This window comes from Pseudomonas sp. GW821-FHT02H06 (assembly GCF_059421525.1).
This window is the reverse complement of sequence record NZ_JBWKVD010000005.1, coordinates 195,499-210,017: the sequence shown is the minus strand read 5'-3', so window position 1 is coordinate 210,017 and position 14,519 is coordinate 195,499. Positions and strand designations below refer to the sequence as shown.

The 14,519-nt window shown below is 61.6% G+C and carries 15 protein-coding genes and 1 riboswitch; of the genes, 8 read left to right on the top strand and 7 right to left on the bottom strand.

Going from position 1 to position 14,519, the window contains the following annotated elements; translation table 11 throughout:
• Positions 1 to 35 precede the first annotated feature (35 nt).
• The 4 genes from AC07VF_RS10985 to AC07VF_RS10970 all read right to left on the bottom strand — a co-directional run bounded on the left by AC07VF_RS10985 (position 36) and on the right by AC07VF_RS10970 (position 2,788).
• The gene (locus AC07VF_RS10985) at positions 36 to 653 is read right to left on the bottom strand and encodes a YqiA/YcfP family alpha/beta fold hydrolase (RefSeq protein WP_495008532.1); all 618 of its coding nucleotides are present in this window, start codon (positions 651 to 653) and stop codon (positions 36 to 38) included.
• A 143-nt stretch (positions 654 to 796) separates the two neighbouring features.
• Positions 797 to 1,606: a 3',5'-cyclic-AMP phosphodiesterase gene (cpdA, locus tag AC07VF_RS10980; RefSeq protein WP_495008533.1), complete on the bottom strand. Its 810-nt coding sequence runs from the start codon at positions 1,604 to 1,606 to the stop codon at positions 797 to 799.
• 121 nt (positions 1,607 to 1,727) lie between these two features.
• Positions 1,728 to 2,180, bottom strand: a complete 453-nt coding sequence (locus AC07VF_RS10975; protein WP_495008534.1) for a DUF1249 domain-containing protein — start codon at positions 2,178 to 2,180, stop codon at positions 1,728 to 1,730.
• The gene (locus AC07VF_RS10970) at positions 2,171 to 2,788 is read right to left on the bottom strand and encodes an NUDIX domain-containing protein (RefSeq protein WP_192171113.1); all 618 of its coding nucleotides are present in this window, start codon (positions 2,786 to 2,788) and stop codon (positions 2,171 to 2,173) included. The genes AC07VF_RS10975 and AC07VF_RS10970 overlap by 10 nt, the downstream gene beginning before the upstream one ends.
• A 218-nt stretch (positions 2,789 to 3,006) precedes the next feature.
• Here AC07VF_RS10970 and AC07VF_RS10965 point away from each other — a divergent pair, with 218 nt between their 5' ends.
• Positions 3,007 to 3,753 carry an RsiV family protein gene (locus AC07VF_RS10965; protein ID WP_495008535.1) on the top strand — a complete coding sequence of 249 codons (747 nt, stop codon included), beginning with the start codon at positions 3,007 to 3,009 and terminating at the stop codon, positions 3,751 to 3,753.
• On the opposite strand, the gene cytX is transcribed toward AC07VF_RS10965, so the two are convergent.
• Positions 3,722 to 5,011, bottom strand: a complete 1,290-nt coding sequence (gene cytX, locus AC07VF_RS10960; RefSeq protein WP_495008536.1) for a putative hydroxymethylpyrimidine transporter CytX — start codon at positions 5,009 to 5,011, stop codon at positions 3,722 to 3,724. The two genes, AC07VF_RS10965 and cytX, sit on opposite strands and share 32 nt — an antisense overlap.
• 174 nt (positions 5,012 to 5,185) lie before the next feature.
• A complete protein-coding gene (gene thiC / locus AC07VF_RS10955; RefSeq protein ID WP_495008537.1) occupies positions 5,186 to 7,102 on the bottom strand; it encodes a phosphomethylpyrimidine synthase ThiC in 1,917 nt (638 codons plus the stop codon).
• 171 nt (positions 7,103 to 7,273) lie between these two features.
• A riboswitch (TPP riboswitch) is annotated at positions 7,274 to 7,378 on the bottom strand.
• Between the two features lie 182 nt (positions 7,379 to 7,560).
• Between thiC and AC07VF_RS10950 the strand changes: the two genes are divergently transcribed.
• From AC07VF_RS10950 to AC07VF_RS10940, 3 genes are all read left to right on the top strand, one after another.
• Entirely contained in the window at positions 7,561 to 9,000 is a 1,440-nt protein-coding gene (locus tag AC07VF_RS10950) for a TolC family outer membrane protein (protein ID WP_192171120.1), read from the top strand.
• A gap of 77 nt (positions 9,001 to 9,077) precedes the next feature.
• Positions 9,078 to 9,305 (top strand): type II toxin-antitoxin system RelB family antitoxin, encoded by a 228-nt coding sequence (gene relB / locus AC07VF_RS10945; RefSeq protein ID WP_495008538.1) that lies wholly within the window; start codon positions 9,078 to 9,080, stop codon positions 9,303 to 9,305.
• A complete protein-coding gene (locus AC07VF_RS10940) occupies positions 9,289 to 9,555 on the top strand; it encodes a type II toxin-antitoxin system RelE family toxin (RefSeq protein ID WP_495008539.1) in 267 nt (88 codons plus the stop codon). The genes relB and AC07VF_RS10940 overlap by 17 nt, the downstream gene beginning before the upstream one ends.
• Before the next feature lie 138 nt (positions 9,556 to 9,693).
• Here the strand turns inward: AC07VF_RS10940 and waaA are convergent, their stop codons facing one another.
• Positions 9,694 to 10,968 (bottom strand): lipid IV(A) 3-deoxy-D-manno-octulosonic acid transferase, encoded by a 1,275-nt coding sequence (waaA, locus tag AC07VF_RS10935; protein ID WP_495008540.1) that lies wholly within the window; start codon positions 10,966 to 10,968, stop codon positions 9,694 to 9,696.
• Between the two features lie 171 nt (positions 10,969 to 11,139).
• On the opposite strand from waaA, the gene AC07VF_RS10930 reads away from it, so the two are divergent.
• From AC07VF_RS10930 to AC07VF_RS10915, 4 genes are all read left to right on the top strand, one after another.
• The gene (locus AC07VF_RS10930) at positions 11,140 to 11,472 is read left to right on the top strand and encodes a DMT family transporter (protein WP_133774590.1); all 333 of its coding nucleotides are present in this window, start codon (positions 11,140 to 11,142) and stop codon (positions 11,470 to 11,472) included.
• A 63-nt stretch (positions 11,473 to 11,535) separates the two neighbouring features.
• Positions 11,536 to 12,711, top strand: a complete 1,176-nt coding sequence (locus AC07VF_RS10925) for an NAD(P)/FAD-dependent oxidoreductase (RefSeq protein ID WP_495008541.1) — start codon at positions 11,536 to 11,538, stop codon at positions 12,709 to 12,711.
• On the top strand, positions 12,708 to 13,517 hold the full coding sequence (locus tag AC07VF_RS10920) for an aldo/keto reductase (RefSeq protein WP_495008542.1): 810 nt from the start codon (positions 12,708 to 12,710) through the stop codon (positions 13,515 to 13,517). Before AC07VF_RS10925 ends, AC07VF_RS10920 begins: the two co-directional genes overlap by 4 nt.
• Positions 13,518 to 13,553: 36 nt before the next feature.
• Positions 13,554 to 14,519 (top strand): metal ABC transporter ATPase, encoded by a 966-nt coding sequence (locus AC07VF_RS10915; RefSeq protein WP_495008543.1) that lies wholly within the window; start codon positions 13,554 to 13,556, stop codon positions 14,517 to 14,519.

Here is a 14,519-nt window from a genome sequence, read left to right as displayed (position 1 = left end):
ACTGTTCTACATATTTGTTGCAGCAATGGCTCAGGTCAGAGCCCGCTCAAATCAACGCCCTGGAGCAAGGCGGGAGCGAACCCGGCAAAGCTCAACAGCGCTGGTATTTTTGCAGCGAAGCCCTGAAAGCCATGATCGCCGCCTGCTTCGATGCGCAATGCACAGGCCCGATAGAAGATCTGGGCGCGGCGGTAATCCAGCGTTTCGTCGCCCGTTTGCAGCCACACCTGAATACGCTGCGGATCCTGTGGAGCAGGCACTTCCAGCTCGGCCAGCGCCGTCACGTGGTCGTGCGTCAGCTCCCAGCTCTCGCCGGTATAAAGGTTTTGTTGGGTGCCGAGAAAACCATCGAAGAGCTGATGCGGATTGACCGCCGGGTTGATCAGCACAGCCTTGAGGCCGTAGCGCTCAGCCAAGTGAGTCGCATAGTAGCCGCCGAGCGAGCTGCCGACCAGCAGCGGCCGGCCGAGCTCCTCGATCGCGGCCTCCAACTGAACCAGTGCCTGCCGCGGATGATGATGCAGCTCGGGCACGCGCACGTATTCGCTCAAACCCAAACGTGCCATCAGCGTCGTCAGCTGTGTGGCTTTCTGCGACTTGGCCGAGCTGTTCAAGCCGTGAATATAAAGAAGCGTCGATTGATCCTGGTCCACGCAGTTGCCTCCCAAACGGCAATCGATACATCCCGGACGGGCTGGCCTGTCGGCGCTCATCAGGGCAAAGCCACGCAGTTTACAGGGTCAACTGCGTAAAGACTCGCCTGTTGATGAATCGCTGCACATCAAGGAAATGTCTTTCAATAGCCCGCGCCGTTGATGTCGACGTCGAACAGGTCGGGGGCGATGCGTGAAACACCGGTTTCGATCCGGCCATCATTGTGAAGACGCAGCCAGCGATAGCCGGGCGCAAGGTCGTCGAGCCCGAAATCCACGCTGTTCGGCGCGAACTGGATGCAGGTTGAAGGCGAAGCCATTAGCCGCACGCCGTCGCGAAGCTGATCGAACTCCTGATGCACATGCCCCCAGAGCACCGCACGCACCTGAGGAAACCGATCCAGCACCGAAAAAAGCGCCTCGGGATTGCGCAAACCGATGGGCGCCATCCATGCCGCCCCGATGGGTACCGGATGATGATGCAGGCACACCAGATGATGCCGCTCCGGCGCTTCGCTCAAGGCCTGAGCGAGCAATTGAAGCTGACCGTCTTGCAGATAGCCGGGGACAGACCCTGAAACAGCAGAATCAAGCAAAGTGATCCGCCAGTGACCGACATCGACGACAGGTTCGAGAAAGTCGCTGTTCTGCGCAGCAATCGCCATCTCCCTCAGCTCGTCGTGATTCCCCGGAATCCAGCGCGCGGGCGCATTCAGGCGGTCACTCGCGTCGCGAAACGCCTGATACGACTCGACCGTGCCGTCCTGAGACAAGTCACCGGTAGCCAGCACCAGATCGATCGCCGGCTGCTCGCTCAGCACCAGTTCGACCACCGCATCCAGACTGGCCCGCGTGGGCATGCCCAGCAGCGCGCCGTCGGCTTCGACGAACAGATGACTGTCGGTCAGTTGAACGACCAACACGGATGAGGAATGAGAGGATGCGCTCGACAATGGCCATCTCCTTGAGCGGATGTGGCCGGATTATGGTGTGAGATCGGTGCGGCGGCAAACCTGGAAAGAGGGCCTGGTTCTCATCTGCGCACAGAACGTCCGGCCGCAGCGTCGCGCCGTCTCAGCGAATCGCCTCAAACTCATGCCCGCAGGCCAGGCAATGGCTCAGCCATTCACCCAGAAACACGTTGAGCTGGGCCTTTTCATCGGGCTGGTGCATGTCGGCGTTGGGATAGGGATAGATGCCCTGAAAGCGGCGCGCATGTTCGGCGCCGATGACTTCGGCCATGCGTGCGTCGTGGTAGACCTGCACTTCGAGCACGGGCACCGGCAGCCACGGCAGGCTGTGTTCCTGGCGCACTTGCAGCGTGGTGGTGTACGGGCAATCGAGGATGACCTCGACCGCCAGCACGCCCAGCATCTGGTCGCCTTGGGTCACGGCGACCCGGCGTGAGCGTTGTTGATTGCGCATATCGGGCAGCAAACGCATCAAGCGCGCGTAGTTCGCCTCGCAGGCGGCTTGCAGCCCGGCGAGGTCGACACGGTAGCGCTCGCGCAGAAGATTCACGACCATAGCCCCCTTACTTCGGCGCGATTGAGCGCCAGCCATTGCATTGCAATAATAGTTGCGGCGTTAACGATGCGCCCGTCTTTGACGGCTTGCATCGCGTCGTCGAATGACCAGACCGAAACCCGGATGTCCTCGGCTTCTTCTACCAGCCCGTGCAGCCCACCTGCCCCCTCGCTGTCGCATTTGCCCAGGTACAAGTGCACGAACTCGTTGCTGCCGCCCGGCGATGGAAAGTATTTGGTGATCGGCCAAAGGGCGTTGAACGTGAGCCCAGCTTCCTCTTGTCCCTCGCGGTGAGCAACCTCCTCGGGCTCCTCTTTTTTATCGATCAGGCCGGCGACCATTTCGATAAGCCAGGGGTTTTCATGCTTGCCGATGACGCCGACGCGGAACTGCTCGATGAGCACGACTTCATCGCGTTTGGCGTCGTAGGGCAGCACGCAGACCGCATCGTGGCGAACGAACAGTTCGCGCTTGATTTCCGGGCCCATGCCGCCCGCGAACAATTCGTGGCGCAACTGAAGACGGTCGAGCTGGTAAAACCCTTTGAAGCAGGTCTCACGGTGTTTAATTTCGTAATTCGTCGGCGTCGATCTGTTGCTATCCGTCATAGATTTCTCACTGCTTGAGCACTGTGTCCGGGCCCATCCTAACGCGCTGTTGTGCGGGATGCAGCCCTTTGAGTTCGCAAAACCGGTCGCCAGGGTAGACGACTGCCGGGGAAAGCACTCTAATCCGCCCGATGGCGAACTGATTGCGCCACCTACAGTCGAAGGACGTTGCCGTTACCTCCCACGTGACGCCCCCTATGCCGATGCCAAGGATCAACATGTCTTTTCTGAAGATCATTTCACTGGCCTGCGTGGCCCTGATTTTGGGCGCCTGCCAAAGCCTGTTCCAACCCAACCTGCGCAGTCCGCTGACGGTTCAGCGTGACGCCTCCGAGCTGATCAAGCCCGGCTGCACCACCGATGATTGCCCGCTGGTGAACATCGACACCGTGCATTTCCCCGATGAGCCGAAACTGGACGAGATCGTCCAGCGCACGCTGTTGCAACTGACCCGCAGCGACACAGACGGCCCGGTGCCGCCAACGCTGAAGGCGTATCAAGAGCAATACCTGAGCCGCGCGCCGGCGCGCAACAGCAGCTACCTGCAGGCCAAAGTACGTGAGCAGCATGACGGAATCGTGGTCGTCGAGCTGTCCAGCTACGTTGACTCAGGCACTGGTCAGGGTAATCCGGGCCGCGCGTTCATCAACTATTCGCGCCAGCAGCAGCGCGTGCTGACCCTGGCGGACATGCTGGTCCCGGGTCAGGAAGCTGCATTCTGGGACAAGGCCCGCCTGGCTCATCAGGCCTGGCTGATCAGCAGCAAGCTGGACAAGGACACCGAGTTCCAGAACATGTGGCCTTTCAAGCAAACTTCCAACATTGCTCTGACGTACGGTGCGGTGATCCTCAAGTACCCGGTGACAACCATCGCCCCCTACGCCATGGGCCACATCGAGCTGAAGATCCCGTATCCGCAACTGAACGGCATCATCAAGCCTGAGCTGTTTCCGGGTCGGAGCTGATCGCTTTATTGAGTATCAGCTGCAACACGCCAGCGACAATAAGCGCTGGCAGCGTTGCACCGATGTCTGGATACAGATTCGCCAGCAGATGGTAGGTGCAGATCCCGCCGATCCACGCCAGTAATGCCGTCCAGCTCAGGCCCTTCGTTACGGTGCCCTGACGGCGGCGACGCAGGATGAAGTGATCCACCAGCACTACGCCGAACAGCGGCGCGAACACGGAAGCGATCATCAGCAGGAAGTTCTGGTACTGCGCCAGCGGCGCGAAGCAGGCGATCAGTGTGCAGATGACGCCGATGCCCAGCGCCAGGTGCTCGACTTTGGCCTTCAGCAGAAGGCCGCTCGACACGGCTGCACTGTGAATGTCGGCGAACGCGTTTTCCGATTCGTCCAGCAGGATCAGCAACAACGGAATGCCCATCCCCGCACCCGCGAGCGCCAGCAGCAGCGCATTGGCTTCACCACTCGGCGCGAAGGCCAGGGTGTACGCCACGCCAAGGGACATCAGCCAGAAATTGCCGATGAAGAAGCCCAGCGCTGTGCCGCCGAACACCCCGGTTGCGCGCTTGCCGAACCGGGAATAGTCCGCAATCAGCGGCAGCCACGACAGCGGCATGGCGATGGCAATATCGAAACCCACGGCAAACGGCATCGAGCCATCTCCCGTCCGCGACCACAGGGCCGTCAAATCAGCCTTGCTGAACAGATTGAACGTCAGCCAGGCGCACGCGGCCAAGAGCAGCCAGATGCCCCATTTGCGCAGGATTTGCCGAACGAAGGCCAAAGGGCCACTCACCGCCAGCAAGGTCGCGAGGGCACCGAAGACGATTGTCCAGAGCATCGGGCTGGCCCAGAGGCTGCCTTCGGAAAAGGCGCCCGCGCCCAACAGGCTGGCGGCGTCGCGCATGACGATGATTTCGAACGAGCCCCAGCCCACCAGTTGCAGCAGATTGAGAATCGCCGGAACGCCTGCGCCTTTGCTGCCGAGGCTGAGCTTGAGCGCCGCCATCGATGACAGGCCGGTGTCACTGCCAATCACGCCAACCGCGGCGAGCAGCAAAACGCCCACCAGTGTGCCGAGCAGGATCGCCAGCATCGAGCCGGACATGCCCAATCCCGGCGCAAGCAACGCGCCGGTCTGCAGGACCATGAGGCCGATGCCGAGGGAAAACCACAGAGAGAACAGATCGCGCCCGCCAAAAACCCGCTTGGCAGCGGGCACGGGGGCGTCGGGTGAATAGGTGCCGGGTGTGTTCACTTTTGTGTCTCGCTGAAACTTATGGTTGATCGTACCCATGCTCTGCGTGGGCACGCATACCTGGATGCTCTGCGTCCTGAGTGACGAAGAGCGTCAGGGGCGGCATTACCACGCAGAGCGTGGGAACGATCGCGGCCTGCTTTTCCTTGCAGCTTGTGACTTGCCGCTTGCCGCTCAGACTTTCTTATAAAGCTGACTGCCTTCCTGCCTGAACCGCTCGGCCTGTTCGCGCATGCCTTCGTCCACCGACACGTCCACCGCGCTGATCTTCTGGTTGGCGGCGTACTCGCGCACTTCCTGGGTGATCTTCATCGAGCAGAATTTCGGCCCGCACATGGAGCAGAAATGCGCGACCTTGGCTGAGTCTTTCGGCAGCGTCTCGTCGTGGTAAGCACGCGCGGTGTCCGGGTCCAGACCGAGGTTGAACTGGTCTTCCCAGCGGAATTCAAACCGCGCCTTGCTCAGAGCGTTGTCACGAATCTGCGCACCGGGATGTCCTTTGGCGAGGTCCGCTGCGTGGGCGGCGATCTTGTAGGTAATGATCCCGGTCTTGACGTCATCCTTGTTCGGCAATCCCAAGTGTTCCTTGGGCGTGACGTAGCAGAGCATCGCGCAGCCAAACCAGCCGATCATGGCCGCGCCGATGCCCGACGTGATGTGGTCGTAACCCGGTGCGATGTCGGTGGTCAGCGGGCCGAGCGTATAGAAAGGCGCCTCGTCGCAGCACTCCAGCTGCTTGTCCATGTTCTCTTTGATCAACTGCATCGGCACGTGGCCCGGGCCTTCGATCATGCATTGCACATCGTGTTTCCAGGCGATCTTGGTCAGCTCGCCGAGGGTCTCCAGCTCACCGAACTGCGCTTCGTCGTTAGCGTCGGCAATCGAGCCCGGGCGCAGGCCGTCGCCCAGAGAGAAGCTAACGTCATAGGCCTTCATGATTTCGCAGATGTCGTCGAAGTGGGTGTAGAGGAAGTTTTCCTTGTGATGGGCCAGACACCACTTGGCCATGATCGAACCGCCACGGCTGACGATCCCGGTCACGCGCTTGGCGGTCAGCGGCACGTAACGCAGCAGTACACCGGCGTGAATGGTGAAATAGTCGACGCCCTGCTCCGCCTGCTCGATCAGCGTGTCGCAGAACAGCTCCCACGTCAGGTCTTCGGCCGCGCCACCGACCTTTTCCAGCGCCTGATAGATCGGCACGGTGCCGATGGGCACCGGCGAATTGCGGATGATCCACTCGCGGGTTTCGTGAATGTGCTTGCCGGTGGACAGGTCCATGACCGTGTCCGAACCCCAGCGAATGCCCCAGGTCAGTTTCGCCACTTCTTCTTCGATGGACGAACCCAGCGCGCTGTTGCCGATGTTGCCGTTGATCTTCACCAGAAAGTTGCGCCCGATAATCATCGGCTCGAGCTCAACGTGGTTGATGTTGGCGGGGATGATCGCGCGACCGCGGGCGATTTCCTCGCGCACGAACTCAGGGGTGATCTCTTTCGGAATGCTCGCACCGAAGCTGTGGCCGGGGTGCTGCTGGGTGAGCAGACCAGCGGCGCGGGCTTCCTGCAGCTTCATGTTCTCGCGGATGGCGACGTATTCCATCTCGGCGGTGATGATGCCCTGACGCGCGTAGTGCATCTGGCTGACGTTGGCGCCCGCCTTTGCCCGACGCGGATTGCGCACATGGGCGAAACGCAGCCGGGTCAGTTCGGCATCGGCCAGGCGCTGCTGACCGAAGTTCGAGGTCAGCCCTGGAAGGCGTTCGGTGTCAGCGCGGGACTCGATCCACGGCGAACGCACATCCGCCAGGCCCTTGCGCACGTCGATGATGACGTTGGGGTCGGTGTACGGGCCGGAGGTGTCGTACACGCAGACCGGTGCGTTGATCTCGCCGCCGCTGTTTGTTCCAGAGCTCTTTGTTTCAGAGAAGGCCGTCGGCGTGACGTCCAGGCTGATCTCACGCATGGGCACGCGGATGTCCGGACGCGAGCCCTGAACGTAGATTTTCTGCGAGCGGGTAAACGGTTGAACCGACCCCGAGTCGACTTGGGCGGATTCACTCAGATTGGCGTTTTTTAGTGTTGTACTCATCACGGGCTCTCCAGGACATCATCCAGCAGCGGAATGAATTGTCGGAGCTTGAGCCTGATGAACACGGACGGATGCACCCTGAGACGGCATGGATGCTGAGAATCGAAAGGCGCGGACTGTTCAGAAAATGAACAAAGACGACCCCGGACGACACTCAAGAGGACTCGCCGGGAGACGAGAAATCTTGTTCCCTACGCAGGCGCTAACCTGATCAGGTTCAACGGGATCCGGATTATCCGATCTCAGCCTCATATCAAGGCACCCCGACAAGAACGGCGTCAGTCTAGTCGCGGCGCAGGCCAAACGCCAAGCGCGGAATTCAAACGCGCGTTAAATGGCTGATTTGCCCGATTGTTGTCCCTACCCGCTGGAACTACACTCGCTACGCGTCGCCAAAGCCATCTGGATCAGACGCAACGTCACCGTCTTCATACCGCTTGAATTACTAGGGAATGTCTATGCTGCGCAAACTTTCACTGGCCATTGCCGTGTCGTGTGCTTCGAATGCGATGGCCGGGGCAGCAGACATGCCGCTGCCGACCAGGACCGGTTTGGTCAGTGTGTATCAGGAAGCGGTCAACAATAACGCCGACCTTGCGGCAGCCCGCGCCAGCTACGACGCGCAGAAGGAAATCGTGCCCCAGGCACGCGCCGGTCTGTTGCCGAACATCTCCGGCGGCGCCGACATCAATGACACCCGCACCTCGATTGACCAGCCCTCTGCCGTCATCAGCCGCAGTGGCACGGTCTATCGCGCGACCTTGAGTCAGCCGATCTTCCGCGCGGACCGCTGGTTCCAGCTCAAGGCCGCGAAGGACGTCAACGAGCAGGCGATCCTGCAGCTCTCGGCCACCGAGCAGAACCTGATTCTGCAAAGCGCCGAAGACTATTTTGCGGTGCTCCGCGCACAGGACAATCTGGCCTCGACCAAGGCAGAGGAAGCGGCGTTCAAGCGCCAGCTCGATCAGGCCAATGAACGCTTCGACGTCGGCCTGTCGGACAAGACCGACGTGCTGCAGGCCCAAGCCAGTTACGACACCGCCCGCGCTGCGCGGATCGTTGCCAAGCGCCAGGTGGACGATGCCTTTCAGGCGCTGATCACCCTGACCAACCGCGACTACAACTCCATTGAAGGCATCGTGCACACCCTGCCAGTGCTCGCACCGACGCCCAACGATGCGAAAGCCTGGGTCGACACGGCAACCCAGCAAAACCTGAATTTGCTGGCCAGCAACTACGCCGTCAGCGCCGCTGAAGAGACTTTGCGTCAGCGCAAGGCGGGCCACGCACCCACGGTCGATGCGGTAGCGCAGTACGAGAAAGGCGACAACGACCCGCTGGGTTTCACCAACCCCAATTACACCGGCCAGAGTTTCCACGGCAGCGTCGAGCAACGCACCATCGGCCTGCAGGTGAACATACCGATTTACAGCGGCGGCCTGACCAGTTCCCAGGTCCGCGAGGCTTACGCTCGTCTCGGTCAGAGCGAGCAGCAGCGTGAAGGCCTGCGTCGGCAAGTGGTGGAAAACACCCGCAACCTGCACCGCGCGGTGAACACCGATGTCGAGCAGGTGCAGGCGCGCAAGCAGTCGATCATCTCCAACCAGAGCGCGCTGGAAGCCACGGAAATCGGTTATCAAGTGGGGACGCGCAACATCGTCGACGTGCTCGATGCACAGCGCCAGCTGTACGCGTCGGTCCGCGACTACAACAACACTCGTTACGACTACATCCTCGACAACCTGCGCCTAAAGCAGGCTGCCGGCACGCTGAGCCCGGGGGATCTGCAGGATCTGTCACGCTTTCTGAAAGCCGACTACAACCCCGACAAAGACTTCCTGCCGCCTGATCTGGCGAAAGAAGCGGCGAAGAACTTCGAGCGGCCGACGGAGCGGTGACAGGCCGATTGAAAGGTTCCGGCGACCCGAGTAGCATCCGCGCGATACAGTGAATACATGTATTGCGGAGAAGTCGCATGCCTACCTCAATTCGCCTCACCCCCGAGACTGAAGCACGTCTCGACGTTCTCGCGGCTAGCACCGGCCGGACCAAAGCCTTTTATTTGCGTGAAATTATCGAGCAAGGTTTACCTGAGCTTGAAGAGTATTACCTGGCAGCGGACGTACTCGAACGCGTCCGAAAGGGCAAGGAAGCCACTTATTCATCCAGCGATGCAAGAAAAGAGCTTGGCCTGGACGATTAAGTACACCGAGACGGCAAAGAAACAGCTCAAGAAGCTCGACAAGCAAACCGCCCGGCGCGTGCTTGACTTCATGGACGAACGGGTGGCTGTCAGAGACGACCCTTGCAGCGTGGGGAAGGCGCTAACAGGTCCCGAGGGCGGGCTGTGGCGCTATCGAATTGGGGATCTACGAGTAATCTGCGATATCCAAAACGGCGAGCTAACCATTTTGGTCATCGAACTGGGCAATCGTCGGGAGGCTTACCGGTAGCACCTTCATGTCCCGCTCAACCACTCTGCTTCCGCTTCGCGCCAAGTCCCGGGCAAGCGCGCTCATGCATTGGATTTGCGCGGAACGCACGATTGTCATTATGCGCAAGCCCTCAAGATGACCGCTTGCTCGCCAACATCAGCCCAACAACCGCCCAATCCCGTCCAGCAACTTCTTCAGCGCCCCCTGATTGGCCTTCATCACGGCCAATCCGGCATCGGTCATCGCCTTTGCTTTCTCGGGATGCTCAATCAACCCTCGCACTGCAGCGGCCAGTCCGGCCACGTCACTGACTTCCTCCAACGCGCCGGCATTACGCAGCATCGCGGCGATTTCGAGGAAGTTGAACAGGTGCGGGCCGCTGAGAACGGGCTTATCCAGCGCCGCAGGCTCCAGCAGGTTATGGCCACCGTTGGGCACCAGGCTGCCGCCGACAAAGGCGATGTCGGCCAGCGCATACAGAAACAGCAGCTCCCCCATGGTGTCGCCCACCAGAACCGAGGTCTCCGGCGTTACCGGCTCGGCCGTCGAACGACGAACGCTGGCGAATCCTTGCTGCTGACTCAGCTCAAACACGCCATTGAACCGCTCGGGGTGACGGGGCACGAGGATCAACAGCGCGCCGGGATGGGTTTCCATTACCGTGCGATGGGCCGCCAACACCACCTCGTCTTCGCCCGCGTGGGTACTGGCGGCAATCCACACCGGACGCTGCAAGGTCTGCCATTGCTCACGCTGCTGAGCGGCACGCTCCAGCAATTGCGGATTAATGGTCAGGTCGAACTTGATCGAGCCCGTCACGGTGACGCACTCGGGCCGAGCGCCCAGGTCACGAAAGCGCTGGGCCTCGGTTTCGGTCTGCACGGCAATCAGGCTCATCTCTGCCAGCATCGGCCGAGTCAGCCCGGCGAAGCGTCCGTAGCCGCGAGCGGAACGCTCTGACAACCGCGCGTTCGCCAGCACCGTCGCAATGCCGCGCTTCACACACTGATGAATGTGATTGGGCCACAGCTCGGTTTCCATGATCACGCCGATCTTCGGCTGGATGTGATCGAGAAAACGCCCGGCTGCCCACGGAAAGTCATAGGGCAAATAGCAATGCTGAACGCGCGGCTCGTTGGCGAACAGCGACTGAATGCGCTCCGAGCCGGTCGGCGTCATGCAGGTGATGGTGATCGGCAATTGCGGATAGCGGGCCAGCAAGGCGCGAATCATCGGCGCGGCGGCGATGCTCTCGCCCACCGACACGGCATGCACCCAGATACCGCCGCGCTGCATGGCGGGCAAGCCCATGGCGAAGCGCTCGCCGACCCGTTTCGCGTAGGCCGGCGCCTTGCGCGAACGCAGCCACAAGCGCAGGGCGATCAATGGGAGGCCGAGGTGGAACAGGATGCTGTAGAGGGTTCTATTCATGGGCGCGGAGTTTATCAGCCAAACGCTGTCAGATATCCATGGAGCTTCGCACATATCTTGCCCGGCGCATTTCGCCAGCCGCCCTCCCGCCAGCCCGCCAGCCCGAAAGGCGCCGGTTGTTCAGTACCGGGTAAGCCGCTTTAATGACGGCCATTGAAAAGGAGCTACACCATGTCTGCGTACTACCTGCTGGCCATCGCCATCTGTGCCGAGGTCATCGGCACTGTGTCCATGAAAGCCGTCAAAGGCCTGAGCACGCCGATTCCACTGCTGTTGGTAATCGTCGGCTACGCCATTGCGTTCTGGATGCTCACGCTGGTGGTGCGCACCATCCCGGTCGGCGTGGCATACGCCGTGTGGGCGGGCATGGGCATCGTCATGGTCAGCATCGCGGCGCTGTTTATTTACGGCCAGAAACTGGACTTGCCCGCCATCGCCGGCATGGGCCTGATCGTCGCGGGCGTCGTGGTCATCCAGCTGTTCTCGAAGACGGCCGGTCATTAAGGGGGTTACTGAAAAGTGCCTTCCCCTATAATGCCGGCATTCGTTTCGCCATTTGAGGTGCCCATGTCATCTGCTATTTCCACTGACGTCCTGATTGTCGGCGCGGGCGTTGCCGGTCTCTGGCTCAATGCGCGGCTGCGGCATCAGGGCTTTTCAACGGTGGTGGTGGAAAAGGCCAGCCTGGGTGGCGGCCAGACACTCAAATCCCAGGGGATCATTCACGGCGGCGCTAAATACGCCCTGCACGGCGCACTGTCTGGCGCATCGGAAGCGATCGCCGACATGCCCCGTCGCTGGCGCGAAGCGCTCGCCGGCAAAGGCGAGCTGAACCTCTCAGGCGTACGCCTGCTGTCGGAAGCCCATTACCTGTGGTCGCCCGGCACCCTCGCCGGCAACCTCACCAGCTTCTTCGCCAGCAAGGCCGTGCGCGGGCGTGTTGATCAGGTCAAGGGCAGCGACCTGCCCCCTGCGCTTCAGGATCCGCGCTTCAAAGGCAAGGTGTACCGTCTGGCCGAGCTGGTCATCGACATCCCCAGTCTGGTGAAAAAACTGGCGGAGCTGGCGGGCGACAGCCTGCTGGCGGGGCAGGACATCCAGCCGCTGCGCCGCGACGGCGAACTGGTCGGGCTGCGCGTCGACGGCCGCGACATCCACGCCCAGCGAGTGGTGCTCAGCGCCGGTGAAGGCATGGCTGATCTGCTCAAGGCGCTGAACGTCAGCCAGCCGGCCATGCAACGCCGCCCGCTACACATGGTGCTGGTCAAAGGCCCGACGCTCAAACCGCTGTACGCCCACTGCCTGGGCGGCGGGCCGAAACCGCGCATCACCGTCACGACGCATCCGGCGGCGGACGGCCAGTGGGTCTGGTACCTGGGCGGCGACATTGCCGAAGCCGAAGGCGTGGCCCGCACCCCCGCCGAGCAGATCGCCGCCGCGAAAAAAGAGCTCGCCAATCTGCTGCCCTGGGTGGATCTCAGCCAGGCGCAGTTCGCCACCTTGCGCGTGGACCGCGCCGAGCCACAGCAAAGCGGTCTGGTGCGCCCGGACAACGCCTTTGTCGACGTGCAGGGGCGCTTGCTGGTCGGCTGGCCCACCAAACTGGCGCTGGCCCCCGACTTCGCCGATCGCGTGCTGGCCTCGCTGTCCCGGGATGACATTCACCCGACCCCGCAACCACCGCACACCGACTTCCCCAAGCCGCCACTCGCCATTCCTGTCTGGGATCAACTGCTGCCATGAAGACCCTGCACGATCTGCATCGGCCGCTCGGCAGCCTCGGCATCAACGTCTCACCCTTGGGCCTGGGCACGGTAAAGCTGGGCCGCGATCAGGGCGTGAAGTACCCCAACGGCTTCACCATTCCCGACGACGTCGAAGCGCAGATGTTGCTGAAGCTGGCGCGGGATCTGGGCATCAACCTGATCGACACCGCCCCGGCGTACGGTCGCAGCGAAGAGCGCCTCGGCCCGCTGCTGCGCGGGCAACGCAAGGACTGGGTGATCGTCAGCAAGGTCGGCGAAGAATTCGACGCGGGCCAGTCACGGCACGATTTCAGCGCCGCCCACACGCGCCTGTCCGTGGAGCGCAGCCTGCAGCGCCTGGAAACCGACTTCATCGATCTGGTGCTGGTGCATTCCGACGGCAACGATCTGCACGTACTGAATGAATGCGATGTCTATCAAACGCTGACGGAGCTCAAGCGCGAGGGCAAGATTCGCGGGTTCGGCTTCTCCGGCAAGACCGTCGAAGGCGGTCTGCTGGCGCTGGAGGACGGCGACTGCGCGATGGTCACGTACAACCTCAACGAACAGGGCGAAAAGCCGGTCCTCGACTACGCTGCTGCACACGGCAAAGGGGTGCTGGTCAAAAAAGCGCTGGCCAGCGGGCACGTTTGCCTGAGCCCCGGTGTCGATCCTGTGAGGGCCAGTTTCGAGCTGCTGTTTGAACATCCCGGCGTCACCGGTGCTATCGTCGGCACCATCAATCCGCTGCATCTGGCCCATAACGTGGCAACCGCCGCTGCCGTCATCCGTCGTCAGCCCTGAGACAAACGGCCGACCCCAACGCAAGAAGGAGCCGATATGCCGCGAACCCTGATCCGAAAGAACCCCAGCAACTTCAAGACCCTGCCGTTATTTGTCGAAGCCACCCCGGAAAGCCTGACCTACCAGAGCATAGGGATGCCGCTGAATTTCACCCAGACCCTGGCACGGCGTCGCAAGATCGACGTGGAGGACAGCGAACGGTTTTCCACCGAACTGGCCAATCTCGGTGTCTCGGTGCGCCTGACCCTGCGCTGGCAGAACCGCGATTACTGGGTGCTGGTTCGCCAGCGTCGTCAGGACCGTGGCGATGTGGTGCTCAAGCTGATCTCCGGCTACGTTCCCGCCCACGAACTCAACCTGCCGTTGCACACGGCGGTGCAGGAAGTCGCCGAGGAATGCCTGATCGAGACGCCCCAAGGCTGGCTCGGCGGACGTTTCAACGACACTTGGCTGCCAGCGCCCTACGCGGCAGCGTTGCATTACCGCGAAGCGATGCCCTTTCGCCTCACGCCGCTTTCCGGCGCGGCACGCCCTGTACGTTGCGGCAGCCTGCCCCTGATTGAGCGGCCCCGCGCTTACGTGCATTTGCCGACGGCGTCGTTGCAACTGATCTACGACATGCGCCTGGAAGTGCCGAAAGAGGCTCGCCCGCTGAGTCTGTTTCACGTCGATGAAAGCCTGGAGAACAACGAGCTGGTGGCGCGCCTCAATCGCAGCAAGCCGGATCTGTACCTGATGCCGCTGGAAAACGGCTCGCCCCTGCCCGAGCTGTACACCCTGAAGAAAGACAAGCTTTCGCCCGCCGGTACGCGCGGCCTTTATCTGGCCGAGAGCTTCGCCCCACAAGAAGGCTGGGTGGTACGCGAGGAGCGGATTCGCTGGAAGGACTGGCTGGTGCAGCAGGGCCTGACGCCGAAGAAAAAGCCCAAATCAGGTCTGACCAAGCTGCGGATCAAAGCGAGGCGGCTGGTCAGGCTGGTGCGCAGCGGCCTGCACAAGTAG

What these genes read in the sequence shown, in the direction of transcription:
- AC07VF_RS10975 (WP_495008534.1), bottom strand. Translation starts at nt 2,180, where the DNA reads ATGGTCGTGAATCTTCTGCGCGAGCGCTACCGTGTCGACCTCGCCGGG.
- AC07VF_RS10970 (WP_192171113.1), bottom strand. Translation starts at nt 2,788, where the DNA reads ATGACGGATAGCAACAGATCGACGCCGACGAATTACGAAATTAAACAC.
- AC07VF_RS10965 (WP_495008535.1), top strand. Translation starts at nt 3,007, where the DNA reads ATGTCTTTTCTGAAGATCATTTCACTGGCCTGCGTGGCCCTGATTTTG.
- thiC (WP_495008537.1), bottom strand. Translation starts at nt 7,102, where the DNA reads ATGAGTACAACACTAAAAAACGCCAATCTGAGTGAATCCGCCCAAGTC.
- AC07VF_RS10950 (WP_192171120.1), top strand. Translation starts at nt 7,561, where the DNA reads ATGCTGCGCAAACTTTCACTGGCCATTGCCGTGTCGTGTGCTTCGAAT.
- relB (WP_495008538.1), top strand. Translation starts at nt 9,078, where the DNA reads ATGCCTACCTCAATTCGCCTCACCCCCGAGACTGAAGCACGTCTCGAC.
- waaA (WP_495008540.1), bottom strand. Translation starts at nt 10,968, where the DNA reads ATGAATAGAACCCTCTACAGCATCCTGTTCCACCTCGGCCTCCCATTG.
- AC07VF_RS10930 (WP_133774590.1), top strand. Translation starts at nt 11,140, where the DNA reads ATGTCTGCGTACTACCTGCTGGCCATCGCCATCTGTGCCGAGGTCATC.
- AC07VF_RS10925 (WP_495008541.1), top strand. Translation starts at nt 11,536, where the DNA reads ATGTCATCTGCTATTTCCACTGACGTCCTGATTGTCGGCGCGGGCGTT.
- AC07VF_RS10920 (WP_495008542.1), top strand. Translation starts at nt 12,708, where the DNA reads ATGAAGACCCTGCACGATCTGCATCGGCCGCTCGGCAGCCTCGGCATC.
- AC07VF_RS10915 (WP_495008543.1), top strand. Translation starts at nt 13,554, where the DNA reads ATGCCGCGAACCCTGATCCGAAAGAACCCCAGCAACTTCAAGACCCTG.